The following is a 23,794-nucleotide window of genomic DNA, read 5'->3' on the forward strand; positions in this document are numbered from 1 at the left end:
AATGGCGGCATTTGCGATGCTGGTCACGCTGGTGGCCGGTTGCTCAGGAGGGAGTGACATGAAACCGACTATCACCATCAAGCAAGCCAATCAGAGGGTCGAGGACCACTTGACCCGAGTGCGGGAGGCTTTGCCTGTCGAAGCCCGTTACGAATTGAAGCGTGCCGAGGAGCAAGGTCCATGCCTTGATCCGACGGATGGCGGGTCGAACAAACGTGTCGTCGCGAATCGAAGCTACGAAGTCCTCGGTTTGCCTAAGGAGAACATTCCGTCGTACTTCACCGCGGTGAAGGCCTGGGCGGGCACTCATGACTTTCGGGTCCTGGACAACAATCGGCCCAACGAGTATCTGTGGCTCGAGAACAATACTGATTCCTTCCGGATGGCGATGCAGGCGAACGACTTGGGCAAGTTGTATCTGATCGCCTCGTCGCCCTGTGTCTGGCCGGATGGAACCCCCGCGCCAGAAGCCGCTGCGCTGGAAGCACCGGCGCAGGAAATCGTTGCGCAGCCCGTGACACCGCCGGTTCAGAAGCCGCGTAAGACCCGTCCGCCCGTTGACGACGAAGACTTCGCGCAGACCGATTGGACTGACGAAGACACCTATTGAGTAGGCGAATTGCTGTCGTGCACATGGCAAGGTCGCTCGCCTGGAGAAGGGGAGCGATGCCGAAACCGAAGCCCGCGCCGCTGGCTCGAGGACTTGCCGAGTGTCTCCGCGTCGCGCGGAAGGCCAGCAGACTGGCGATGACCGAAGTGGCCGACAAACTGGCGTGGTCCCAGTCGACGCTGAGCCGGATCGAAACCGGCGTGCGCTCGGCGTCAGCCGAAGAGGTGTCTGCCTTGCTCGCGGTCTACCAAGTCACCGGAGAACACCGGGAGACGCTGCTCGAGATGGCTCGCGACGTCGACCGGCCGAACTGGCTCGAAACTCGTCAGAGCGGTGTGCCGTATCAGGTGAAGACCCTTGCACAGTACGAAAAAGAGGCCACCAGAATCATTGAGTCCAGCACGACGATGGTGCCTTGCCTGCTGCAAACGCCCTCCTATGCGAGGGCCGCGCTGGTCGCTGTCGGCGCATCCACCGCGGAGATCGAAGTGTCGGCGGAGGCGAGGCTGGAACGTCAGAAGGTGCTGGGCCGGAAGAAACTGATCGCCTACCTCGATGAGGGCGCCTTGCGACGGCAGATCGGCGGCGCGCGGATCATGGCGAACCAGCTTCGGCACCTCGTCTCGATGGCGCAACGGCCGTCCGTCGAGCTCCGGGTGTTTCCCTTCGACGTCGGTGGCCACCCAGGGATGAGCGGCGCCTACGCCCTGCTCGATTTCGCGGACGGCCCGCCGGTGGTGCGGCTGGAACACCAGCGGTCGGGTGTCTTCCTGCATCGGCCAGCCGATGTCGAGCCCTATGTGCAGGTGACACTGCGGTCGAACGCTGTGGCGCTGGATTCGGCGCGATCGGTGCGCCTGATCGAGAGCCTGGTGCCGTCCGGCTAGTGGTCGAGGCTCGCCCGCAACGCGGCGACCTTCTGTGCCAGCAACGTGGGTTCGCCGGGCAGGACGGTGATGTACCGGTTCCGGGGCGAACCGGTCACGTGCATGGCCACCCGTCCTGCGTCGAGGTCCAGATACGTCAGGCCGTCGATGGCCTCGATGCGGCGTCCTCCGTCAGGGCGTTTGGCCGCGGCGAAGAACCCGACGCCGAAGTACGGCTGATCGAAGACCTCGTCCAAGCGACGCGCGTCCCGGCTTCGTGACTCGGGTTCGTCGTAGAGGTCGTTCCCGGCGTCGAGCTTGAAGTCGTCTTGGGGCAAGGAGAACGGAGCGAACCGCGCCGGCGGGTACTCGGGCAGGTTCATCACGAGGGCCGCCGCACGGTCGGTGGTCCGCACGCCTTTCAGCCACACTCGGTTTCCTTCGCAGATCGCGGTCACCGCGGCACGCCCGCGGACGGCGACGAGCACGCCGTACTGCTCGGTTTCCGTCCGCACGGTCGCGTAGTACTCGGTGTTCGGCCGGTCGAGTACGTGCAGGACGTCCTCGAAGTCACTGGTCAACCGCTTGCCCTCGGTGAACCCGAGCCCGGCGAGCTCCTCGAACGCCGCCCGGTCTTCGCCGTTTCGCGACGACGGCGGGATGTAGCGCAGGCCGCCCGCGAAGATCAGATGCGGATCTCCGCAACCGGCGTGACGGAACGCGGTCAACAAGGTGTCGAGCGTGATCTCGACCGGGCGCGCGAGCACCACGTGTCTCCCTCCCCTGGGAACTGTGGTGCTAGCTCTTCTTCTCGCCGATCACCGGCGGCGTCGGCTTCTCGGTGTAGCCGCCGAAGGTCTCGTCCGGATCCGGGTTCTGGAGGTACGCCGGAGCCTTCTTCTCTTTGTCTTCCTCGCCTTTCCCGCGACCCGCGCCGGGCGCCATCGGCATCCCGTTCGCCCCGCCACGACCGGCGGCACCCGCCGCTCCCGCCGTGCCACGGCCACCGGCACCTTCACCCGGCATCCCGGCGCCGCTTCGGCCGCCCATCCCGGGCTGCCCGGACCCACCTGGCGTGCCGCCTCGGAACCCGCCACCGGGTCCACCGGGCGATTTACCGCCGGTTCCCGGACCTGCGAGACCGGGGCCGTTCGGTCCGCTTGTTCCCGGACCGAAGGGGCCGTACCCGGGTGGGAACGTGCCGGGCGGGTTGTAGCCGGTGGGCGGCCTGCCGTTCGGCCCGAAGTCGAGGTTCGCCGCCGGCGGTACGACCGGCGTGGTCTGAGGCGGCGTGTACGAGTTCGCGCGTGTGCCGTCGTCGGGCTGCCGGTGCTGTGTGCCCGGGTCCTGCTGGTGCTGACCCGGCTGGGGGCCTTGTCCGGGCCGCGGGCCGCTGTCGGCGGGGCCTCCCTGGCCTGGCCCGGGCGCATAGGCGCCCGGCCCGTTCGGTCCACTCGGCCCGTTTGGTCCACTCGTGCCGCGATAGGGCTCGCCGATTCCGGGATCACGCCCGTCCGCGCCGTCGCCGAACCCCTTCGCCGCAGGCTTCCCGGAGCCGCCGTCGTCCAGGGTGACACTGCCGCCGGGGTCGGTGAGCTGCGCGTACTGGGCAGGCAACTCGTCGCCGTTCGAAGTGCTGGCCGAGTGGTAGGTCGCGAAGGTGTCGATGTTGTGCTGGCTGTCGGCCTGGTAGCCCTTGAGCTTGTCGAAGTAGCCGACAGGCTTGCCTTCCATCAGGTCGAGCGCGTCCTGAGCTGTTGGCTGGGGCTGCTCCGGCGGCACCGGCTTGACCGAGTTCTTCGCCGATCCGAACGCGTCCATCTGCGAGGTGATGGCGCTCTGGGCGCGGGCCAGGTGCATGGCGTCGTCCATCGATGCCTCGACGAGCGGCTTGGTCGCGTCCACGGCCGCGTTGCTAGCCCCGCCCTGCCAACCTGCGGCCGTCTTCTGAGCGAGCGCGGTAAGTCTCTGCGCACGTTCATGGTGTCGTTGGGTCAGCTTGAAACCACTTCGCTGAGCATCGGACAGCGATCCGGGGCCTTCGCCTCCGGTGATCTGTTCGTAGATCTGAGCTGCAGTGAGCGGTCCTTCCGTGGCCATCAATTGCCCCCTCGGATGGTGGCCAAGACCCTGATCGCGGCTTCGCGGGCTGCGTCGCAAGGGTCCTTCTTGCCGATGTTGGCCGCAGACTGTTCCAGAGAGATGCTGATAGTTTGGGTATCGCTAGTTCCCAGCGCCACCGAACAGCGGCCTTCGGTTTTGCGTTCGTCTTTGGTGTCGTAGGCAGTCACCGGATATCCGTCAATCGGTGCTAGCGGTTCGAGGAGCTTGTAGGTCGTCCCTTTGGCCTCGTAGAACTTTGCTGTGCCGCTGTCCGGCAGATTGCTGAAGATCACGTTGACTCGAGGCTGGGCGGTGGCCGGAACCGACCACCTGCACGCTGGGCCTGCTGAGCCGTCCAGCTGCTCTACGTGCTCGATCGCGGGGCCGAGGATCTGTTTGGCCTGAGTGTCGGTAAGGGCATTGCAAGGTGTTCGCTTGATCTGTGCGAGTTCGATCGGGTCGCGGACCTTGGGGACGTCAGTAGTCGGACTGGCCGAGTTCGAAGGGCTCGGGCTTGTTCCGCCATTAGTAGGCGTGGCTGTGCCGTTGGTGGTGGGAGTCGAGCACGCGGAGAGCGCGAGGGCGGTCGCGCAAAGAATGAGAATGGTGCGTCGCATCAGGCGATGCCCTCCGGCAGCTGGTTGATGACTGTTTTGGCGTGGTCCTCAGCGGTGGCGTACTTGCCGAGCGCGGTCAGGTACTTGCTAGCCATACCTTTGCAGTAGGCAATGCGATGCCTGAGCGCATCTTCAAGTGCGGCGCCTGACTTTTGGGTGATTTCAGCGTTGCCCCCGCTGGCGTACTCCCGCCCAGGGGGCCGAGCCACAGCGATAGCTCTCGCCTGGTCGAGATCGTCTGCATACTCGTTGGCCAGGGCGTTCCACTCCTTCACCAGTTCGTGAAGGGTCGCCTCGTCGTACTTGAACCCCGCACCCTCTGCGACCGGCGTCCCATAGGAACCGCCGGTCGGCGGAGCTTTGCAGATCGAGTCCGGGTTGAACCCCGGTTGGTAGACAGGTGCCCCCTCAGGCATGGCCATGCACCCCTGGCACCGCGAATCGATCCCCGCTGAATGGGCGAAGCCGCCCCGAAGTCACCGTCGTCATGTGCCCCTCCCGTGGCTACAAGGCGCGTCTCCCCGATGCACCCTGCGTAATCCGACGCCGGGAAGATTACCAGGGTTCCCTAGGCGGGGAACCCGTCCGCATAAAGTCTCGCTCCCCACTGAATAGCGTCAGTGACCCTGGTGACTATCCGTGAAAACCATTCGTGTGAATGTGACTCGGGGAACAGGGTTCTACCTGGTAGTCGACACGCTGACTTCGCATACTCTGCGTAATGAAGTTCCGAAGAGTGATTCTCGGCGCAGTACTCGTCGGCCTGTTGACGGCTTGTACGGATTCCGTGGATACACCCCCTCCGCCACCGCAGTTTCCGAAATGGCATCCGAAACAGCCCCGCCCCGCCGACCGCGACGAACAGGTCGTCGATGCGGCGCTGGCCGCACTCGATTTCTGTCCACTGATCGACCAGGCCGCCTACGAGCGCAGGAGGGGAGGTGACACCCGCCCGGTCGAGCGGAAAACGGAGGTCAAGGACGGCAGGAAGCGATGCACGTTGTTCCGCGGCGGCTACGACCTCGTCGAAGTCCGCGATGTGGAGCCGAGCCACCTTGTTCTTCGCCGGGTCGACGGAGCCGCCATCGACTTGGGCGGAGTGAAGGCCTACCAGGTCGAAACGCGCAGGCAAGGCGGGATCAGTGGGTGCGCGATCACGGTTCCGGTCAGTTTCGAGCGGGCCATCGGATTCGAGATCGGCAGTGGCAGCCGTGGCAAGGACTGCGGACTCCTCCGAGATTTCGCCACCGCCGGTGCCGCGAAGCTTCCCCGCGACCTCGTCTATCCGCCGGGCGGTCAGGACAGCGGCCGCGTCGGGGCCTGCGCCGACTGGGTCGTCACCAGCAAGGGCGAGAACTGCGATCCGGCGGTCGGCGCCCAGGTGCCCACCGGCACCGAGTCGGTCCTCGCCGCCGGTGCCGCCGATCCGAACGTCGAATGCGCGGTGTTCCGCGACGCGGTCAAGAAGACCTTCGGGCCGGAGTTCGAGCCGATCGCCACGCCGGGCTCCTGCTACTTCGTCGAACCGCGGCATCGACTCCAGATCGAAGCGGGGGCGACCGGGCTCGGGGACCCACCGGGGATGTGGCTCGCCGATCCGAAGAAGACCTGGGTGGATCATCGGAAGGTCACGTTCAGCGGAAACCCTGGCGTCACGTTCCGCTCGACGGACGACCGCGAGTTCTCCCTTTACGTCTCGCCGCTCGGCAACCTCGACTCACGTGGGCACGTCCGGCTGACGATCACACCTGAACGAGAACGCGGGATCGACGACTGGGACCGGTCGAAGACGGTCACCGCCGTGGACGTCGCCAAGGCACACGCTGTGATGGAACTGGCGATGGCGACCCACTTTCGGACGACCAGGTGACGTCCGCGCCGTCGTAAGCTTTCTCCATGTACATCGAGCGGGTCCGGCTGGAGAACATCCGCGGCTTCAGCGGTGCCCGCACCGTCGACCTCCGGTTGCCCGGCCCCGGCTGGGTGGTGCTCGCCGGGCGCAACGGCTCGGGCAAGACGTCGCTGCTGCGCGCCATCGCGGTCGCGGCGGCGCCGGACGTGGCCTGGGGGCTGCTGTCGGACGCCGGGAGCTGGATCTCGATGGACCAGACCTCCGGGTCGATCGAGTTGTCGGTGATGCGCGAGGAGGGGCCGGCGCCGGTCGAGGTCCGTTGGCTCGACTCCGGCCTGCTGCCGATCTCCGGGCTTCCGCCGGGTCAGCCGTTCTGCGCGGCCTACGGGCCTTTCCGGCGGCTCGCTGGAGGTAGTGGCGAAGCCGAGTCGTGGATGCGTGGCGCGGGATCGTTGGCGCGGATGGCCAGCCTGTTCCACGAGGACGCCTCGCTCGCCGAGGGGGTCACCTGGCTGATCAACCAGCATCTCCGTGCCCTGGAAGGGAAAGCGGGCGCCCGCGAGCTGAAGGACGCGGCGCTGGAGATCCTCGGCGACGGCCTTCTGCCCGGCGGTTACCGGATCCGGGACGTCGATTCGGACGGGCTCTGGGTCGAGTACCGGGGCGACAGGTTCCCGCTGCGCGAGATGAGCGACGGCTATCGCACGGTGACCGCGCTCGTGGTCGACCTGCTCAAACAACTCGACAGCGCGGGCCTCGATCACGAGAGCCCCGGTGTCGTGATCATCGACGAGGTCGACGCGCATCTCCACGTGTCGTGGCAGAAACGCATGGGACCTTGGTTCAAGGCGCATTTCCCGCGGATCCAGTTCATCGTCACCACGCACAGTCCCTACGTCTGCCAGGCCGCCGATCCCGGCGGGCTCATCCGGCTTTCCGGGCCGGACGAAGAGGTTCCGCCGCGGGTGGTCTCCGAGGAGCTGTACGAACGGGTCGTGTTCGGCACGGGGGACGACGCCGTGCTGTCCGACCTCTTCGGCTTGGACACGCCCTATTCGCCGCAGGCGGTCGAACTGCGGGAACACCTCGCCGAGCTCGAGTTCCAGGTGGCTTCCGGCCGGGCGGACGCGAACGGTGTCCGGGAATGGGAACGCCTCCGGGACATGCTGAGCAGCTCTCCGCCGAGCCGGGTGGACGAGGTGGCCAGGCGGTTCGAGGCCGACGATCGGTGATCGGGATCCGCCGGATCGCGCTGCCGGAACGGGTGGTGTCCGATCTCGAAGACCTGACCGCGCGAATCCCTTCCGGTGACAGCAAAGAAGCGCGACGGCTCTGGCGGGTTTCCCGTGCCGTGCGGCGCTCCTTGCGGGCGGGCCTCGACGCCATGGCCTCCGGCCGCGGGTACTGCATGTACTGCGGCGACGGGCTCGGGTCCACTGTGGACCATTTCGAGCCGATCGCGCGGAATCCTGGGCGCGCCTTCGACTGGCTCAATCATGTGCTCGCGTGCGAGTACTGCAACAGCCACCACAAGCGCGACCTGTTCCCGGTGGACGACGACGGCAACAGCCTGCTGATCGACCCGACCGCCGAAGACCCGCTGGAGCACCTGTTCCTGGTGCTGTCCATCGGGACCTATCGTGCGCTGACCGCAAAGGGTGAGCAGACGATCAAGGTGTGCGGGCTCAACCGCGCGCAACTGGCGCGTGGGCGGGAAACGGCGGTCAACCAGGTGAGCGCGCTCGTCACAGGATGGTGGATCGCGCGTGAGCTGGGAGACGACGTACGGCGGCGCGCGATGGCCTGGACGTTGCTCGACCAGCCGCACGCCGACGTCCTGCACGCGATGCTCCGCCAGGCGGGGATGCCCGGGGCCCGCGCCGTGTTCCGCAAGGACGACGAGCTCATCGAGCTGCTTCGCGCCCCGGAACTCGCCGAAGACCTTCAGCTCTCCGGCGGCGCGGTGTAAGCGGCGAGAGTCGCGTCCGCGCGTGTGCGGGCGGTGGCCGCGTCGGTCCCGTTGGCGACGTCGGCCTCGTACCAGGCCTCGCTGCTCAAGGTCATGAACCGGACGCCGTCTTCGCTCGTCATCCAGGCCATGGCGGCTTCGGGGTCGTTGGCCTCGCCGGATTCGAGGTGCAGCGCGAGGCCGTGCAGCATCATGTCCCAGCCGATGCCGACCGCGCCCGGGCCGAACTGCTTCCAGTGCTCGTTGGGGATGGCGGTGTGGTCGAGTTCGAACCGCGTCCGCCCGTCGGCTTCGGCGCTCAGGCGGACCTCGACCCAGCTGACGTCGCCGTCGTACTCCCAGGTCGCGGCGAAGCTCTTCGGCGGATCGCAGCGTTCGACCGTCCCGCCGGCGTTGCCTTCGAACTGGTACTTGCCGCCGACCCGCAGTTCGCCGCTGACCGGGAGGAACCAGCGCGGGATGCGTTCGGTGCTGGTGCAGGCATCCCAGAGGTCGTCGAGGTCGGTGTCGTAGACCTGGCTGACGGTGGCCGTCACCGCCTCACCCGCATCGATCACGCGGTTGCCCAGCTTGCGCTGGACGGAGTTGATGTGGCTGGTCACGTCGACCATCGGTGCCCTCCTCGGCTCGGTTTCCGCCAAGGTATCAGCGTAGACTTATATAAGCCAGGACAGAAAGGGGCGCCCGGAAGGCTCCGGGCGCCCCTTTCCCTGGCGGGGTGGCTCAGGGGGTGGGGGAACAGGCCGCGCGCCCGATGACCACTTCACCGGTGATGCCGGAGGCGGGCGCGAACTTGATCCGCAGCATGGTCAGGCCGATGCTGCCGTTGCCGGGAAGGTGCTGTTCGTTGAAGATCGCTTCGGCGAGCAGGGTCCCGTCGGATTTGGTGAGCGGCTTGACGTAGCCCACCGGCACCGGCTTCGGCAGGGTGCCGAGCCCGCTCGCCGCGCTGTAGGTCCAGCTCGCGCTCGTTTCCCGCTGCGTCGCCGAGCAGGTGACCGTGTAGTCCCCGATCCTGACGCGCGGCCCGCGCGACGAGACCAGTGCCGACAGTTCGAAGTTCTTGCCCTTGGCCTCGGACTTCGTCGTGGTCACGTCGTTCGCCGGGTCGACGACCGTGGTCGTGCAGGTCGTGGTGCCGCCACCGAACGTGATCCCGGTCTTGCTCACGGCCCCGGACGAGTTGGCCGTCGGTCCCTCGACCGCGCAATCGGCGAGCGACGAAATGGAGATCGGCGCCGAGTTTCCCTTGGTGAAGGCGGCGGAGCCGAGTGAGGCCACGCCGTCCGGGTTGGCCGCGGAGGCGGGCGTCACTCCGACGGTGAGACCTGTCAGCAGCAGTGCGCCGACCAGGCCGGCCCGGCTTGCGATGGTGATGCGCATGGGCTTCCTCCTCACGTGATGGAGAGCGAGCCGGATCGGCCGTTCTTCCCTTTGTGATCACTATCTGCGTGTCGGATTCGACCGTTGCGCGCGTGACGGTCGTTTCACTCGACCGTGGATCATGGGCACCCGTTGGATATTCGAGTTCGTATCCGGATACAGGTCTGTATATTCGAGCGCATGCCGACCTACCGCGTCCTCGTCAACGGCAAGTTCGACCACCCCGACGCCGACACCCGCGCCCGGCTCATGGCCGGGCTCGATCGGCACCAGGCGATCGGGTTCACCGAGGACGGGCTGCTCACCTACAGCGCGCACCTCGGCGCGTTCACCTTCCGCGTCACGCTGGTGGGCGAAGAGGAACGCGACGTGCTCGACGAGGCGGAGCTGAAGGTGATGGAACTGCTGGACGCCAAGGGCTACCCGTACCGCGATGTCGCGGGGAAGGCGACCTGCATGGACGACATCAAGATCCGGCGCCGCTGAGCTCGCCGGTCAGGACACCTCGCTCGCCGGGGCCGCGAAGGTGTTGCACGCCGACGTGTCCTTGGCCTTCAAACCGCGCTTCTGCCACAACGCGGCGCTCTTCGACGAGCCGTGGGTGTCGCTGTCTTCGAACGTGCTTCGCCTGAGTTCGGAGACCAGCCCGGCGCCGATCGACCCGCGGCCCGCCGCGTTGGCGAGGAACATCGCGCTGAAACAGTCGGCCTGGAGTTCGAGCCGCCTGCTCAGGTCGAGGATCTTCGGCCGGTCGCCGTCCGCCTCGCGGTAGAGCGAGTCGTGCTTCGAGAGGATGCCGGACTGCTCCTGGACGTGGTGCCCGTACTCGTGGGCGAGCAGGAACAGCTGGGTCAGGAGATCGGGGCCGCGGTCCTCGAGCTGCCTCGGCAGCGGGACGAAGATCGTCGCGCCGTCGGAGCAGTAGAAGCCCATGGCCTCCGAGGCGGGCGGAGGAGGGCCGCAAGCGGTGTTCTGGACGTCGTCCGCGTTGACCTCGACCGGGATCCGCGGTTCGCCGACCTGGGTCAGGACCGGATGCCACGCCTGCTCCAGGCAGGGGACCAAGGCCAGGTAGAAGGCCTCCAGCTTCTCCTTCGTGCCGCCGAGCTTCGGCAGCTCGCAGGTCACCTTCGGCATGGTCACGCCGGGGGCGACGAGCGGGTTGTTCGCCGTCTCGTACTTGCGGGTCGGCACAGGCGGGCGTGAGACCGAAGGCGCGGAGGACGGCGAGACGGTCGGCTGCTGCCGGGGTTGGACGGCGCCCGCCCTCGAGTCCTTCATGCCGCCCACCACGAGCGCGGCGACGACCAGCATCACCGTCATGAACACGGCGAACAGGATGACGGTGATCCACACCGTCGAACGCTGCTCCCGGTGACCTTCGGCGGGAGGCGCCCACGCCGGTCTTTCGCCGGAATCATCCGGTGTCGTCATGCTTTTTCCCCAGTTCGCGTGAAGAGCAGCAGGATACTCGGCGGGGGTGTCATGTTCATCACCGTTTCCCCTGGACAGCACGTCAACAGGCCTCAGTGGGTAGCCACTACGCTGGAAGCAATCCCGAACGGTGTCAAAGAGAGCGGAGCCGACGTGTCTGTGTCTTCACCTGCCCCAGGTGGTGCCATCGAGGACCTGCGCGCGTCCGTGGGGCTCCAGATCGCCGATGAACAGCTCCTGCGCACTCTCGCGGCCGGCCTCGCCGACGTCGAGACGCTGCTTCGCGACGTCGTGCGCAGTGACGTCAAGGCCGTCGAGGACGCCGCTTCGCACCTGGTCGAGGCGGGGGGCAAACGCTTCCGTCCGCTGTTCACGCTGCTGGCCTCGCAGTTCGGGCCGAAGCAGGGCGACCAGGTGGTCATCGCCGCCGCGGCGGTCGAGCTGGTGCACCTCGCGACGCTGTACCACGACGACGTGATGGACGAGGCGACGATGCGCCGCGGCGCGGAGAGCGTCAACGCCCGCTGGGACAACACCATCGCGATCCTGACCGGCGACTTCCTGTTCGCGCACGCCTCACGGCTGGTCGCGGACCTCGGCACCGACGCCGCCCGGATCATCGCCGAGACCTTCGGCGAGCTGGTCACCGGCCAGATGCGCGAGACGGTCGGCCCGGCCGACGGCGACGACGCCGTCGAGCACTACCTCACGGTCATCGCGCAGAAGACCGGCTCGCTGATCGCCACGTCCGGCCGCTTCGGCGGGATGATGTCCGGCGCCGCCGACGAGCACATCGACGCGCTTCGCCGCTTCGGAGACATCATCGGCACGGCGTTCCAGATCTCCGACGACGTCATCGACATCGCGTCGGCCTCGGACGAGCTCGGCAAGGCGCAGGGCACGGACCTGCGTGAAGGCGTCAGCACCCTGCCGATGCTGTACGCGCTCGCCGACCCGGCCACCGACCCGCGTCTGGTCGAGCTGCTGTCGGGCCCGATCTCCGACGACGAACTCGTCGCCGAGGCCCTGGACCTGCTGCGGGCCTCCTCCGGACTCGAACGCGCACGCGAAACTCTTTCCGACTACGCTCGTCGGGCGCGTGCCGAGCTCGCGTCGCTGCCCGCGTCGCCAGCCCGGGACGCCTGCGAATCGGTCGCCGACTACCTGGTCGCGCGAACGCATTAAAGGGGCAAGATAGATGTCCATTTTCGGACAGGTTTGGCTGTGGAGCCTGCTGGCGTTCGTCGTCGGCGCGCTGCTCACCTGGCTGGTACTGGTGCTTCCCGCGCGCAAGCGCATCCGTGAGCTGGAAGGCTCGCTGGCCACCGTGCACGCCGAGACGTCCCGGCTGCCCGCCGGGGTGAGCCTCGGCGCGGGGGCCGCAGCCGCCGCGGGCGGGACGGCGTACTTCACGAAGCCGGTGGACGACGAGCTGGACGAGGAGTTCGCGGCCGCCGAGGAGCCGAAGCCCGCTTACCCCGAGACGCTCACCGAGCACGAGCCCGCGCAGGTGTGGACCGAACCTGTCCAGGAGCAGGCCCCGGAGCCCGTCCAGGACGTCGTCGAAGAGCGCCCCGTCGAAACCCGGACCTTCGAGCCGGAAGACGAGTACGAGGCCGAGTACCGCACCGCGCCCGACGTGGAACCCGAGCCGGATCCGGAACCCGCGGCCGAGCGGACGCAGTTCATCCCGGCGGCCCAGCTGGAGCCGGAACCCGAACCCGAGCCGGAGAACCCGTACGCGGCCGCCGCGACCGAGTACCTCCAGCCCGCGTCGAAACTGGACGTCGAGCCCGAACCGGAGCCCGAGCCCGAGCCCGAGCCTCAGCCGATCTTGCCTGGCGAAGGGCCGTATAGGTCCCGCCTGGAGATCCAGCTGGACCCCGAAGGCGTCGAGACGCAGCCGGAGCCGGTCTCGCTGTTCAGCCCCGCTTCGCGCGTGGACACGGAGCAGGCGCCCATCGAGACCAACTGGTTCGAACGGGAAGAAGAGCTTCAGGATCCGCCCGCGTACGCCTTCGGTTCCGATGAAGAGGCGCGGGCCGGCCTCCTCGACTCGGAGCCCGAGACGCCCGCCGAAGCCACCCAGGTGCTGCCCAAGCGCACGCCGAGGGGCATGGTGCGCGGCGGTTTCGAGCCGCCGCAGCCGATCCAGCCGTCGATGCGGGCGATCGAACGTCGTGAGCCGGACCTGTCCGGCGGTCAGAGCGGTTCGCTGTTCGAGCCCGCCGTCCAGCCGGGCGACGCGATGCCCGCCCCGGAGCCCCCGCCCGCGCGGGAAGCCGCCGCTCCCGTCGCGGAGTCCGTTCCGCCCGGCCCGTTCGGTCCCGGTTCGGCGATGCCGCGTCCGGGTGGCGGCCGTCCCGCCGACGACTTCGCGGTCAAGGCCAGCGTGACGGCCCTGCGGTACTGCACCGAGGATTCGCCGCAGTTCCCGAAGATGGTCGCGGAGGTTTGGTTCCGCACCGCCACCGACGCGGAGCGCGTGGGGTTCCGGCCGCTCAGCTGACGAACGCTATGAAAGGCCCGTTACTTGGAAATTTTGCAAGTAACGGGCCTTTCATAGCGCTTGTGCGAGGACGGACGGCTAGCTGACGACGGTCCAGGTGTCCTTGCCGCGAAGCAGGGACTGGAGGTTCGGCGCCTTCGCCTCTCGGGCCGCCGCGACCTGCGCACGCGCCTGGTCGTCGTAGGTGGGCCGCTCGACCTGGCGCAGGATGCCGGTCGGCACGTGGTTCAGGTTCTGGTCGCCGATCCGCGACAGCGCGAACGCGTACGCGGTGTCCTCGATCGTCGGGTCGTGCACGACGAGGTTCTCCTCGCCGATGTTCGCGACCTTCCCGACCTCGAGCCCGCCCCAGCCGCCGCGCGTGACGCCGAACTCGCCCTGCGGTCCGAACTTGATCGGCTCGCCGGACCGCAGCGGGATCAGCCGGGACGCGGCTTCGTCCTTGTCCTTGAGGACGTCGAAAGCGCCGTCGTTGAAGATCGGGCAGTTCTGGTAGATCTCCACCAGCGCCGACCCGCGGTGCTTCGCGGCGGCCTCCAGCACTTCGGTCAGGCCCTTGCGGTCCGAGTCGAGTGCGCGGCCCACGAACGACGCCTCGGCGCCGATCGCCAGCGAGAGCGGGTTGAACGGGGTGTCGACCGAGCCCATCGGGGTGGACTTGGTGACCATGCCCGGCCCGGACGTCGGCGAGTACTGGCCCTTGGTGAGGCCGTAGACCCGGTTGTTGAACAGCAGGATCTTGATGTTCACGTTGCGCCGCAACGCGTGGATCAGGTGGTTGCCGCCGATGGACAGCGCGTCGCCGTCACCGGTGACGACCCACACCGACAGATCGGGCCGCGCGGTGGCGAGTCCGGTCGCGATCGACGGCGCGCGGCCGTGGATCGAGTGCATGCCGTAGGTGTTCAGGTAGTAGGGGAACCGGGACGAGCACCCGATGCCCGAGATGAACACGATGTTCTCGCGCTTGAGGCCGAGCGTCGGCAGGAACGACTGCACGGCGTTGAGGACGACGTAGTCCCCGCAGCCGGGACACCAGCGGACCTCCTGGTCCGACTTGTAGTCCTTCGCCTTCTGCGGCTCGGTTTCGGTCGGCACAAGGTCTAAGCCGCCGAGAGTGGGAATCCCCAGGTCAATCGCGGTCACTTCGCCGCCTCCGTACTGGTGATGATCTCCGTGAACACGCCTTGCAGCTCCTCCGCCTTGAAAGGCAGCCCGGCGACCTTCGTGTACGAATTCACGTCCACGAGGTACTTGGCCCTCAAGAGCATCGAGAGCTGGCCGAGGTTCATTTCAGGGACGACCACGGTGTCGTACGAACGGAGTACGTCACCGAGGTTGCCCGGGAACGGGTTGAGATGCCGTAGGTGCGCCTGCGCGATCGGCATGCCTTCCTTGCGGACGCGGCGGCACGCGGCGCCGATCGGCCCGTAGGAAGAACCCCAGCCGAGCGCGAGCACCCGTGCCTTGCCGCCGCTCGGGTCGTCGACGACGAGGTCCGGGACGTCGATGCCGTCGATCTTGGCCTGCCGCAGGCGGACCATCGTCTCGTGGTTGTCCGGGTCGTAGGAGATGTGACCGGTCTTGTCGGCCTTCTCCAGCCCGCCGATCCGGTGCTGCAGACCGGCGGCGCCCGGCACCGTCCACGCGCGGGCGAGGGTCTCGGGGTCACGCACATACGGCCAGAATTCCCCGGAACCGTCCTCGGCATTCGGCTCGGTGGCGAATTCCACCCGCAGATCCGGCAGCGTCTCGACGTCCGGGATCAGCCACGGCTCCGAGCCGTTCGCGATCGCGCCGTCCGACAGCAGGAAGACCGGGGTCCGGTACTTCAGCGCGATCCGGGTCGCCTCCATCGCCGCGTCGAAGCAGTCCGCGGGGGACAGCGGCGCGACGATCGGGACCGGGGACTCGCCGTTGCGGCCGAACATCGCCTGCAGCAGGTCGGCCTGCTCGGTCTTGGTCGGCAGGCCGGTGGACGGGCCACCGCGCTGGACGTCGACGACGACCAGCGGCAGTTCGGTCATCACCGCGAGGCCGATGGCTTCGGACTTCAGTGCGACACCCGGTCCGGACGTCGAGGTGACGCCCAGCGCACCGCCGTAGGAGGCGCCGAGTGCCGCGCCGATGCCGGCGATCTCGTCCTCGGCCTGGAAGGTGAGGATGCCGTAGTTCTTGTGCTTGGACAGCTCGTGGAGGATGTCCGACGCCGGGGTGATCGGGTACGTGCCCAGCAGGATCTGCAGGCCGGACTGCTGCCCGGCGGCGACCAGCCCGTACGCCAGCGCGGTGTTCCCGGTGATCTGGCGGTACGTGCCCTGGTTCAGCTTCGCGGGCGCGACCTCGTACGTCGTCGCGAACGACTCCGTCGTCTCGCCGTAGTTCCAGCCGGCGCGGAAGGCCAGGATGTTGGCCTCGGCGATGTCGGACTTCTTCGCGAACTTCTCGCGCAGGAAGCGTTCCGTGCCCTCGGTCGGCCGGTGGTACATCCAGGAGAGCAGCCCGAGCGCGAACATGTTCTTCGCGCGTTCGGCGTCCTTTTTGGACAGTCCGGTCTCTTCGAGCGCGCCTCTGGTCAACGTCGACATGGCCACCCGGTGGACTTGATAGGCCGAAAGGGTGTCGTCGTCGAGGGGATCGTTCTCGAAGCCGACCTTGACCAGGTTCCGCTTCGTGAACTCGTCGGTGTTGAGGATGATCGTCCCACCCGTCGGGACGTCGGCGAGGTTCGCCTTCAACGCCGCGGGGTTCATCGCGACCAGGACGTCCGGCCGGTCGCCCGGCGTCAGGATGTCGTAGTCGGCGAAGTGCACCTGGAAGCTCGAGACGCCCGGGATGGTGCCCTGTGGCGCGCGGATCTCCGCGGGAAAGTTCGGCATGGTGGACAAGTCGTTGCCGAAGGCGGCCGCCTCCGAGGTGAACCTGTCGCCCGTCAGCTGCATGCCGTCACCGGAGTCGCCGGCGAACCGGATGACCACCCGGTCCAGCTTGGCGACCTCGGTGGGCCTCACGGCCGACAAAGAGCTGTTGCCGTTCGCACTCGTGCTCATAGGTCAGGGATTCCCTCTCTCCCGACGTGCGTCGTCCCCGGCAGCGCCGGAGATCCGGTGCCTCGCCCGGCGATGTCGGCCAGGTCACAGGTGCCATGTCCCGAGGTTAGTCCTCGGCACCCGTCCCAGGTTGCCGTATAAACGGCCTGGACCTACTCCTCGAGTGTCCTGAGCTCGGCGCTGAGCGGGGGTTATCCGGTTTATGTGTTACCGATGGTAACGGTTAACGATACGTCCCGATTGTGAGCCGTATCTCCTTCAAGCGTACGGAAGTCTGCTCGAGGAATGGTCATTGGCCGGTCATTGCGGCCCTCAGCCTGGCCAGCCGCTCGGCGAAGGCGGGCGCGGTGAGCGACGCGAGCTGCGGCTCGATCTCGGCGTCGACGGCGGCCGAATGGTCGGTCAGTGAAGCGGTGTGCCGAAGCGTGCGCTTCGTCGCCAGAAGGACGTCGCGAGGGGCGTCGACGGCGGGTTTCGCCAGTTCAAGGGCGGCTTCGAGCAGATCGCCGTCGGCGAGCCGGAGCGCGAGCCCGGATTCGACAGCGGCTTCGGCGCCGACGACCTCGCCGAAGAGCGTCATCGCGGCGGCCTTCTGCGGGCCGACGAGCCGTTGGATCATCCACGTCATCCCGCCGCCGGGATGGATGCCGAGATCAAGAAATCTGGCCACGAACTTCGCCTTCGGTCCCACGATGCGGACGTCCGCGGCGAGCGCGAGGTTCAGGCCGGCGCCCACCGCGGCACCGCCGACGGCGGCGATCGTCGGCAGGGAACATCGGGCGATCGAGAGGAAGCCGTCGTAGATCGCGCGGAGCCCGTCCTCCCGTGCGCCGGCGAGCGTGTCCAGGTCCGCGCCCGCGCAGAAGGCCGGAGGCGCGCCGGAGACGACCACGGCGTGGACGCTCTCGTCGGCTTCGGCACGCGCGACGGCGTCGGCCAGCTGGGCGGACAGGTCGAGGGTGAGGGCGTTGCGGGTCTTGGGCGCGTCGATGGTGAGTACGGCGACGCCGCCGTCGTGGCTGGAGCGGATCTGATCGGTCACGGTGCCGAGGGTTTCACGCTTCGGGCGTCGGCGGGCGCTCCAGCAACCGGGAAAGGACGACGGTGGAGACCGTGCGGTCGACGATCTCCAGCCCGCGCAGCCGCTCCAGCGCGGTCTCCAGATGGTGGATGTCCGACGCGCGCAGATGGACGATCGCGTCGGCCGCGCCGGACACCGTGTAGGCCGCGACGACCTCCGGCAACGGCTCCAGCCTGGCGCGGATCCGGGCCGGGGTGATGTTGCCGTTGCAGGTCATCTCGACGAACGCCTCGGTGCCCCAGCCCAAGGCTTCGGGGTCGACGACCGCGGTGAAGCCGCGCAGAACCCCGGTTTCGAGCAGTCTGTCGACCCGTCTCTTCACCGCGGGCGCGGACAGGCCGACGACTTTCCCGATGTCGGCGTAGCTGGACCTCGCGTTGGCCATCAGACATGAAACGATTCGCTGGTCGATGGTGTTCACACGCAATGTTTAGCAGGTATACGCGCAGCGAACAGCGATTGATTGCGGAATTAGGTGAGCCTTACCCTTCGTGTATGCCGGTACTAGAGCAGCCCCGTGTGCCCACGACGCGCCGCTACCTCATGTGCCCGCCGCGGTACTTCGCGGTGGATTACGTCATCAACCCGTGGATGGACCCGTCCGTCCCGGTCAGTGTCGACGCCGCGATGGCGCAATGGACCGAACTCCGTGACACCTACCGACGCCTCGGCCACACGGTCGAGGAGATCGACGCCCAGCCCGGCCTGCCCGACATGGTGTTCGCCGCGAACTCCGGCACCGTCGTCGACGGCCGGGTCCTCGGCTCCCGGTTCCGCGCCCCGCAGCGCACCGCCGAGGCCGAGCACTTCCGCCGCTGGTTCGTGGAGCACGGCTACCGCGACATCACCATGCCCGAGAAGATCAACGAGGCCGAAGGCGACTTCGCCTGGACCGGCAAGGTCCTGCTCGCCGGCACCGGTTTCCGGACCGACCCGGCCGCGCACGCCGAAGCGCAAGAGGTCCTTGGCGTCCCGGTCGTCTCGCTGCGGCTGATCGACCCGAGCTACTACCACCTCGACACCGCGCTGTTCGTGCTCGCCGAGGCCACCGACGCCACACCCGCCCAGATCGCCTACTACCCGGAGGCGTTCTCGGCCGGGTCGCGGAAGGTGCTGGCGCGGATGTTCCCGGACGCGGTAATCGCGGACCGGGCCGACGCGGAGTGTTTCGGCCTGAACGGGGTGTCCGACGGCCGCAACGTCGTCCTGCCGCTCGAAGCGACCGGTTTGGCCGCGCGGCTGACCGAACGCGGCTACGAGGTCGTCTTCCTGGACATCTCCGAGCTCAGGAAGGCGGGCGGCGGCCCGAAGTGCTGCACCCTGGAGATCCGCAAGTAATCCGTTCGTGGACATCTTGCTCGATCATGTAACTACTCCATTCGCCAACTCGATTAATCGGGAAACACACTCGGTCCCGAATGAGGCGCGGATGGTGATCCTGGCGATTGGCGGCGTGGGCAGACCCGTGCGCGCGCTGGATCCAGGCGAAAACGAAACCTGGGTGACGGTCGAGCAGTTCGAGCGGGTGCTCGACTCGGTGGCCGGACGGGAAGACGTCGGGCTCACCTTCGACGACGGCAACTCCTCCGACGTCGAGATCGCGCTTCCCAGACTGGTGGAGCGCGATCTCACGGCGGAGTTCTTCCCGCTGGCAGGCCGGATCGGCCAGCGGGGCTTCCTCGACGCGAACGGCCTGCGCGAGCTGGTCGAGGCGGGGATGTCGATCGGCTCGCACGGCTGGGAGCACCGCGATTGGCGGCGGCTCGACGACAGGCACGCCCGGCGCGAACTGGAGGCGGCGCCGAAGCTGCTCGCCGACCTGAGCGGGAAGCCCGTCCGCGCCTATGTGCCGCCCTTCGGCGCGTACGACCGGCGGGTGCTCAGCAGGCTCCGGCGTTCCGGCGCGACGAGGATCTACACCACGGAAGGTGGCGTGGCGTCACGCGACGGCCTGGTGCGACCGCGGACGAAGATCAGGTACGACGTCGACCAGGAGTGGATCGACGGCGTGCTCGGTGACCGGGACGGCCTGTACCGCCGAGCGGGACGGGTGATGGCGCGAGTCTCCAGGCTTGTCCGCTTTTGACCGTTTTTCGTTGTGCAGTGGGAAAACAACACCCCGCCGGCCCTTGAGTCCGGCCACTGACGACTGCATCCTGGGCACCCTCGATAAAGAAGCCTTATTAACTAAGGGGTGCACGGTATGCGGAAGTTGCTCCTGTTCTCGGCGATGGTGGTGGCCGCAGGACTGGCCCCCGCGGCGACGGCCGTGGCTTCGACGGCTCCGGCCGCCATCCAGGCGGGCCCGACCGCGCAGCAGTTGCTGGCGAAGACGACCGGTTGCAAGCAGGTCTCGAACGGCAAGTACAAGACCGACGACGAAACCGGCCGGACCATCGCGGTCTGCGACGCGGGCGGCGCCGTGTTCTGGAAGGCCGACATGGACATCGACTGCGACGGGCAGCCGACCGCGCGGTGCAACGAGAACACCGACCCGTGGTTCCAGGACGGCACGGCCTTCCCGCGCTCCGACGGCAAAGCGCTGATCGCCGACCAGACGCCCTACGTCGTCGTGCCGAGCGTCAGCAGCACGTGGAACTTCGGGAACTCCGGGCTCAAGGGCGCCGGCTCGTGCGCGGTGATCTACAACAACAAGGTGCTCTACGCCGTCATCGGTGACACCGGCCCGAACGACATCATCGGCGAAGCGTCCTACGCGGCCGCGAAGGCGCTGGGCATCAACCCGGACCCGGCGAACGGCGGCGTCGACTCGGGCGTGACCTATATCTGCTTCAAGAACTCGAAGGTGTCGCCGATCGAGGACAACGGAAAGTCGACCTCCGTGGGGGAGGGCCTGGCGGCGAAGTTCGTCCAGGGGTAGCGGAAGTCGTTGTACGGCAACGGCCCCGGCGCGAATCGCGCCGGGGCCGTCGTGTCGTTCAGCGGATCAGCCCGGTACGACCTGCTGGTACCAATCGCCGAGGCGATAGGGCGGTGCGATGACGTAGGCGGTCGTGTCGCCGACGGTCCGCCACTGCCCGGCCACCCGCAGCCGATAGACGCCGACACCGACCTGGGGGAAGGTCGCGAAGCCGGTGGCGTCGGTCCGGGTCAGCGAGACCAGCTTGTTGTCCTCCGTGACGAGGGTGACCGTCGTGTTCGGGACCCCTTCGCCGGTGTCCGGCCTGCCGTTGCCGTTGTTGTCCGTCCAGAGCTGTCCGCGTTCGTCCACGCGCTTGCCGGGCACCTTGCCCGCGGCCTGCGCGAGCGGGCCGGAGGTGTCGGCCCCCGACGCGATGTAGCAGGTGAGGTGGGCTCGGCCGGTGTAGCCCGACTTGTGCGGCACCTTGCCCGACACCTTGAATTCCACACGCTGGCCCGGCGCCAGCACACCTGCCTGCTTGGCCGGGTCGAAGTCACCCCACTGCCCTGAAGGCATTTCGAGATGGACTCCTTCGCCTGCGGGATCGCAGCCTGCCCAGAGGCCGGTGAGCCGCCGGTCGCTGATGTTGGTGACGGTGACGGTCCCCGTGGCGATGCCGCCCACGGCGTAGCTCGGCTTGTCGAGGCGCGCGCTCGCCTGAAGCGAGTCGGTCAGCGGCCGCCCGGCCCGGATCTCGAGTGCGGTGTGCTGTCCTGCCCCGTCGACCCGCAGTGGTCCGAAGCCCGGGTTGACCCAGCCTTCGGGGAAGCTGTCGAAGTTCACGGAGTAGTAGCGATCGACGGGGACCGCGTCGAATGTGAACCGGCCGGATCCGTCGGTGGTCGCGACCCGCTCGATCACTCCCGGTCCCCCGGAGCGCAGGCGGATCTCCACTCCGGCCAGGTCTTCGCCGGGGGAGGGAAGTCCGTTGTGGTCGGCGTCGCCGTAGAGGTGCCCCGCGACCCGGTCGGTGGTGCCCGCGGGAACCAGGCCCACCGTGACCTCGGGATCGTTGTCCGACTCATCGGCTTCGGCCGATCCGATCACCCGGACGCGGAACACGGGGTCGCCCTGGGCGAGGGTGCTGACCGTGCCGCGCAGTCGGTAGGTCCGGCTTTCCCCCGGGGCGAAGGAGGTCCCGGCTCCCCGGTTGTAGAGATCCCCCCAGGCGTCCGGCCGGACGGCGAAGTACGGTCCGGAGAACATCCAGACCTCGCCCTTGACCCCCTCTGCCTTCGTGTCGCCGACGTTGGTGATCGTCACGTCGAGGGGAATTTCGTCGTTCGGCAGCCAGCGCCCCTGACCGGCCGTCGCCGTCACCCGCAGATCAGGCCCGGCCGCGGCGTGCGCGGGTGCCGCGGTGACCAGCCCGGCCAGCGTCAAGGCCGCCGTCAGCGCGCCGAGGGCGTGGATCGATCTTTCGGGCAGGATTCTTCGCATCGGTGTTTCCCCCAGGTGCTCGACAATGCCGAAACCAACCTAAAAGCCGCGTCGCCCGATTGACCAGTACGGAACATTCGGGCGTTACCGAAAGGCAACCCCGAGGGCGTTTCGGACGTGTACGAGAGATCGAGACGCTCGCGCGCGGTGATCTGCGCCTGCTTCGAGAACTCGAAGGAAGTCGTTGTACGGCAACGGCCCCGGAGCGGAATCCGCTCCGGGGCCGCTGTGTCGTTCAGGGGTCAGCCCGAGGTCACCTTGATCCGGTACGCGGTGTCGTAGGGCGGGGCGTAGTGATGGACGGCGGGGTCGCCGGCCGCTCTCCACGGAGCGGCCGGACGGAGCAGGTACTCGCCGACAGGGACGTCGGTGAAGGTGGCGAAACCGTTGGCGTCCGTCTGTGCGACGGAAACCAGCTGCTCGTCGGCTGTGAAGGTGTGCAGGGCGACGGTCGTGTCGGCCAGCCCTTCGCCGGCGTCGAGGCTCCCGTTCTCGTTCCGGTCCACCCAGGCCTGGCCGTGGATGTCGCCGCGCTTCCCCGGCACCTTGCCTTCGGCGGACACCCGCGGACCGGAGAGTTCGGTCGTGCCGCTGAACTCGCACTCGAGGAAGGTCCTGCCGAAATCGATCGCGTTGTCCGGAACCTTGCCGGAGAAGGTGAAGACCTTGCTTTCGCCCACGGCCAGCGCCCCGCTCCGCGAGGGGCCGAACGCGCCCCACTGGTCCTGCGGGATCTCGAGGTTGTTGCCGAGGCCGCGGGGGTCGTCGCAGGTCGCGTAGAGACCGGAGAGCGGGCGGGTGCCCTTGTTCGTCACCGTGACGGTGGCCGTGGCGGTCTCGCCGATCGCGTAAGTCGCCTTGTCGAGTTCGATGTTCGCCCGGAGTGACTCGGTGAGCGGACGGACGCCTCGAATGCTCACGGCCTGGTTCCCGCCGCCTCCGTCCAGGCGCAGCATCTGGAGCGAAGGCAAGAACCAGCCGCTGGGGCCGTCTTGGATGCGCAGCGACCGCGCGGGGCCGACCGGAACCGCGTCGAAGGAGAAGCGACCGTCCGGATCGGTGACCGTGACCAGCTCGTTCGGCATGTCGAATGACTCCACCCGGACCGTGATCCCGGCGAATCCTTCGCCGGGACCGGCCACGCCGTCGCCGTTCCCGTCGCCGTAGACCTGACCCGCGACCCGCTCGGTGGTGTCCAGCGGGACCAGTGCCACCGGAACGTCGACGGTGTTGTCCGCGAGATCGGTGTCGGCCGCGGCCTGCACGTTGATCCGTGCCAGGGGATTGCCCGCATCGTTGGCCCAGACCCGGCCGGTCAGGCGGTAAGTGCGGCTTTCGCCCGGCTGGACGGACGTTCCGGGACCATCGAAGCGCAGATCGCCCCAGGAGTCCCAGTCGAAGCTGAAGTAGGGGCCGGACAGCAGGTCTGCTTGCGCCCGGACGTCGGTCGCCGGGGCATCGCCCGCGTTGGTGACCCGGAGGTCGATCGGGATCGTGTCCCCGCGCAGCCAGCGACCTTCGGCGGCCACCGCGGTGATCTTGAGGTTCGGGCCGGGCTCGGCGAGCGCCGGCGTCGCCGCCAGCGTCCCGGTGAGCGTGAAGGCCACGGTCAGCGCTCCGAGCGCGCGGATCGGTCTTCCGGACAGGGTTCTTCGCATCGGTTTCCCCTGGAGACAGGTGGGATACGCGGTCCGTCCTCGCGACGGCCACCCCCACGGCGTTCCTCGTTGACTAGATCGAACTTAGAGGCCCAGATGTCCGGTTGGCCAGGAGATAACCAACCAGGCGAGCGGGGACGGTGGCGGTGGCGGCCGAGGGTGGCGGTACCGAGTGGGGGGGGGGGGGGGGGGGGGGGGGGGGGGGGGGGGGGGGGGGGGGGGGGGGGGGGGGGGGGGGGGGGGGGGGGGGGGGGGGGGGGGGGGGGGGGGGGGGGGGGGGGGGGGGGGGGGGGGGGGGG

General features: G+C 68.0%; 24 protein-coding genes. 11 read left to right on the forward strand and 13 right to left on the reverse strand.

The window, feature by feature from the left end; genetic code table 11:
- Nucleotide 1: 1 nt before the first annotated feature.
- Together ACLJRM_RS26040 and ACLJRM_RS26045 are read left to right on the forward strand one after the other, a co-directional pair.
- Nucleotides 2-610, forward strand: coding sequence for a hypothetical protein (locus ACLJRM_RS26040; RefSeq protein WP_410664516.1), 609 nt, complete (start codon nucleotides 2-4; stop codon nucleotides 608-610).
- 137 nt (nucleotides 611-747) lie between these two features.
- Nucleotides 748-1,497: a helix-turn-helix domain-containing protein gene (locus ACLJRM_RS26045; protein ID WP_410664517.1), complete on the forward strand. Its 750-nt coding sequence runs from the start codon at nucleotides 748-750 to the stop codon at nucleotides 1,495-1,497.
- Here the strand turns inward: ACLJRM_RS26045 and ACLJRM_RS26050 are convergent.
- The 4 genes from ACLJRM_RS26050 to ACLJRM_RS26065 are packed head-to-tail and all read right to left on the reverse strand — an operon-like array spanning nucleotide 1,494 to nucleotide 4,612.
- A complete protein-coding gene (locus tag ACLJRM_RS26050; RefSeq protein ID WP_410664518.1) occupies nucleotides 1,494-2,246 on the reverse strand; it encodes an ESX secretion-associated protein EspG in 753 nt (250 codons plus the stop codon). The genes ACLJRM_RS26045 and ACLJRM_RS26050 overlap by 4 nt on opposite strands.
- A gap of 28 nt (nucleotides 2,247-2,274) precedes the next feature.
- The gene (locus tag ACLJRM_RS26055) at nucleotides 2,275-3,576 is read right to left on the reverse strand and encodes a PPE domain-containing protein (RefSeq protein ID WP_410664519.1); all 1,302 of its coding nucleotides are present in this window, start codon (nucleotides 3,574-3,576) and stop codon (nucleotides 2,275-2,277) included.
- Complete coding sequence (locus tag ACLJRM_RS26060) at nucleotides 3,576-4,196, reverse strand: DUF3558 domain-containing protein (protein ID WP_410664520.1); 621 nt, start codon at nucleotides 4,194-4,196, stop codon at nucleotides 3,576-3,578. Before ACLJRM_RS26060 ends, ACLJRM_RS26055 begins: the two co-directional genes overlap by 1 nt.
- Complete coding sequence (locus ACLJRM_RS26065) at nucleotides 4,196-4,612, reverse strand: hypothetical protein (protein WP_410664521.1); 417 nt, start codon at nucleotides 4,610-4,612, stop codon at nucleotides 4,196-4,198. Before ACLJRM_RS26065 ends, ACLJRM_RS26060 begins: the two co-directional genes overlap by 1 nt.
- A 371-nt stretch (nucleotides 4,613-4,983) precedes the next feature.
- On the opposite strand from ACLJRM_RS26065, the gene ACLJRM_RS26070 reads away from it, so the two are divergent.
- From ACLJRM_RS26070 to ACLJRM_RS26080, 3 genes are read left to right on the forward strand one after another with little or no spacing between them, the layout of a single operon-like run.
- Nucleotides 4,984-6,066 carry a hypothetical protein gene (locus tag ACLJRM_RS26070; protein WP_410664522.1) on the forward strand — a complete coding sequence of 361 codons (1,083 nt, stop codon included), beginning with the start codon at nucleotides 4,984-4,986 and terminating at the stop codon, nucleotides 6,064-6,066.
- A gap of 26 nt (nucleotides 6,067-6,092) precedes the next feature.
- The gene (locus ACLJRM_RS26075; protein WP_101612066.1) at nucleotides 6,093-7,280 is read left to right on the forward strand and encodes an AAA family ATPase; all 1,188 of its coding nucleotides are present in this window, start codon (nucleotides 6,093-6,095) and stop codon (nucleotides 7,278-7,280) included.
- A complete protein-coding gene (locus tag ACLJRM_RS26080; protein WP_410664523.1) occupies nucleotides 7,277-8,017 on the forward strand; it encodes an HNH endonuclease in 741 nt (246 codons plus the stop codon). The genes ACLJRM_RS26075 and ACLJRM_RS26080 overlap by 4 nt, the downstream gene beginning before the upstream one ends.
- Here ACLJRM_RS26080 and ACLJRM_RS26085 read toward each other — a convergent pair.
- Both ACLJRM_RS26085 and ACLJRM_RS26090 read right to left on the reverse strand, forming a co-directional pair.
- Complete coding sequence (locus ACLJRM_RS26085) at nucleotides 7,993-8,628, reverse strand: SRPBCC family protein (protein WP_410664524.1); 636 nt, start codon at nucleotides 8,626-8,628, stop codon at nucleotides 7,993-7,995. The genes ACLJRM_RS26080 and ACLJRM_RS26085 overlap by 25 nt on opposite strands.
- Nucleotides 8,629-8,740: 112 nt before the next feature.
- Nucleotides 8,741-9,400: a hypothetical protein gene (locus ACLJRM_RS26090; RefSeq protein WP_101612069.1), complete on the reverse strand. Its 660-nt coding sequence runs from the start codon at nucleotides 9,398-9,400 to the stop codon at nucleotides 8,741-8,743.
- Nucleotides 9,401-9,580: 180 nt separating this feature from the next.
- On the opposite strand from ACLJRM_RS26090, the gene ACLJRM_RS26095 reads away from it, so the two are divergent.
- Nucleotides 9,581-9,886 (forward strand): DUF6204 family protein, encoded by a 306-nt coding sequence (locus tag ACLJRM_RS26095; protein WP_101612070.1) that lies wholly within the window; start codon nucleotides 9,581-9,583, stop codon nucleotides 9,884-9,886.
- 9 nt (nucleotides 9,887-9,895) lie between these two features.
- On the opposite strand, the gene ACLJRM_RS26100 is transcribed toward ACLJRM_RS26095, so the two are convergent.
- On the reverse strand, nucleotides 9,896-10,834 hold the full coding sequence (locus ACLJRM_RS26100) for a neutral zinc metallopeptidase (RefSeq protein ID WP_101612071.1): 939 nt from the start codon (nucleotides 10,832-10,834) through the stop codon (nucleotides 9,896-9,898).
- 159 nt (nucleotides 10,835-10,993) lie between these two features.
- Between ACLJRM_RS26100 and ACLJRM_RS26105 the strand changes: the two genes are divergently transcribed.
- Complete coding sequence (locus tag ACLJRM_RS26105) at nucleotides 10,994-12,019, forward strand: polyprenyl synthetase family protein (protein WP_101612072.1); 1,026 nt, start codon at nucleotides 10,994-10,996, stop codon at nucleotides 12,017-12,019.
- Between the two features lie 13 nt (nucleotides 12,020-12,032).
- Entirely contained in the window at nucleotides 12,033-13,343 is a 1,311-nt protein-coding gene (locus ACLJRM_RS26110) for a hypothetical protein (RefSeq protein ID WP_410664525.1), read from the forward strand.
- A 78-nt stretch (nucleotides 13,344-13,421) separates the two neighbouring features.
- Here the strand turns inward: ACLJRM_RS26110 and ACLJRM_RS26115 are convergent, their stop codons facing one another.
- The 4 genes from ACLJRM_RS26115 to ACLJRM_RS26130 form a co-directional block, all read right to left on the reverse strand.
- Nucleotides 13,422-14,489, reverse strand: a complete 1,068-nt coding sequence (locus ACLJRM_RS26115) for a 2-oxoacid:ferredoxin oxidoreductase subunit beta (RefSeq protein ID WP_101612074.1) — start codon at nucleotides 14,487-14,489, stop codon at nucleotides 13,422-13,424.
- Nucleotides 14,486-16,393, reverse strand: coding sequence for a 2-oxoacid:acceptor oxidoreductase subunit alpha (locus ACLJRM_RS26120; protein ID WP_410664526.1), 1,908 nt, complete (start codon nucleotides 16,391-16,393; stop codon nucleotides 14,486-14,488). The genes ACLJRM_RS26115 and ACLJRM_RS26120 overlap by 4 nt, the downstream gene beginning before the upstream one ends.
- Before the next feature lie 289 nt (nucleotides 16,394-16,682).
- Entirely contained in the window at nucleotides 16,683-17,435 is a 753-nt protein-coding gene (locus ACLJRM_RS26125) for an enoyl-CoA hydratase (RefSeq protein WP_410664527.1), read from the reverse strand.
- Nucleotides 17,436-17,448: 13 nt separating this feature from the next.
- Nucleotides 17,449-17,895, reverse strand: coding sequence for an Lrp/AsnC family transcriptional regulator (locus ACLJRM_RS26130; protein WP_005151923.1), 447 nt, complete (start codon nucleotides 17,893-17,895; stop codon nucleotides 17,449-17,451).
- A gap of 74 nt (nucleotides 17,896-17,969) precedes the next feature.
- Between ACLJRM_RS26130 and ddaH the strand changes: the two genes are divergently transcribed.
- From ddaH to ACLJRM_RS26145, 3 genes are all read left to right on the forward strand, one after another.
- The gene (ddaH, locus tag ACLJRM_RS26135) at nucleotides 17,970-18,812 is read left to right on the forward strand and encodes a dimethylargininase (protein ID WP_410605980.1); all 843 of its coding nucleotides are present in this window, start codon (nucleotides 17,970-17,972) and stop codon (nucleotides 18,810-18,812) included.
- Between the two features lie 91 nt (nucleotides 18,813-18,903).
- Nucleotides 18,904-19,560 (forward strand): polysaccharide deacetylase family protein, encoded by a 657-nt coding sequence (locus tag ACLJRM_RS26140; RefSeq protein ID WP_410664528.1) that lies wholly within the window; start codon nucleotides 18,904-18,906, stop codon nucleotides 19,558-19,560.
- 117 nt (nucleotides 19,561-19,677) lie between these two features.
- Complete coding sequence (locus tag ACLJRM_RS26145; RefSeq protein WP_101612079.1) at nucleotides 19,678-20,355, forward strand: glycoside hydrolase family 75 protein; 678 nt, start codon at nucleotides 19,678-19,680, stop codon at nucleotides 20,353-20,355.
- 66 nt (nucleotides 20,356-20,421) lie between these two features.
- On the opposite strand, the gene ACLJRM_RS26150 is transcribed toward ACLJRM_RS26145, so the two are convergent.
- Together ACLJRM_RS26150 and ACLJRM_RS26155 are read right to left on the reverse strand one after the other, a co-directional pair.
- On the reverse strand, nucleotides 20,422-21,837 hold the full coding sequence (locus ACLJRM_RS26150; RefSeq protein WP_410664529.1) for an SdrD B-like domain-containing protein: 1,416 nt from the start codon (nucleotides 21,835-21,837) through the stop codon (nucleotides 20,422-20,424).
- A 242-nt stretch (nucleotides 21,838-22,079) separates the two neighbouring features.
- Nucleotides 22,080-23,495, reverse strand: a complete 1,416-nt coding sequence (locus tag ACLJRM_RS26155; RefSeq protein ID WP_410664530.1) for a hypothetical protein — start codon at nucleotides 23,493-23,495, stop codon at nucleotides 22,080-22,082.
- Between the last annotated feature and the right edge of the window lie 299 nt (nucleotides 23,496-23,794).

Origin of the sequence: Amycolatopsis sp. lyj-84 (assembly GCF_046549075.1) — a bacterium.
Lineage (GTDB): Bacteria > Actinomycetota > Actinomycetes > Mycobacteriales > Pseudonocardiaceae > Amycolatopsis.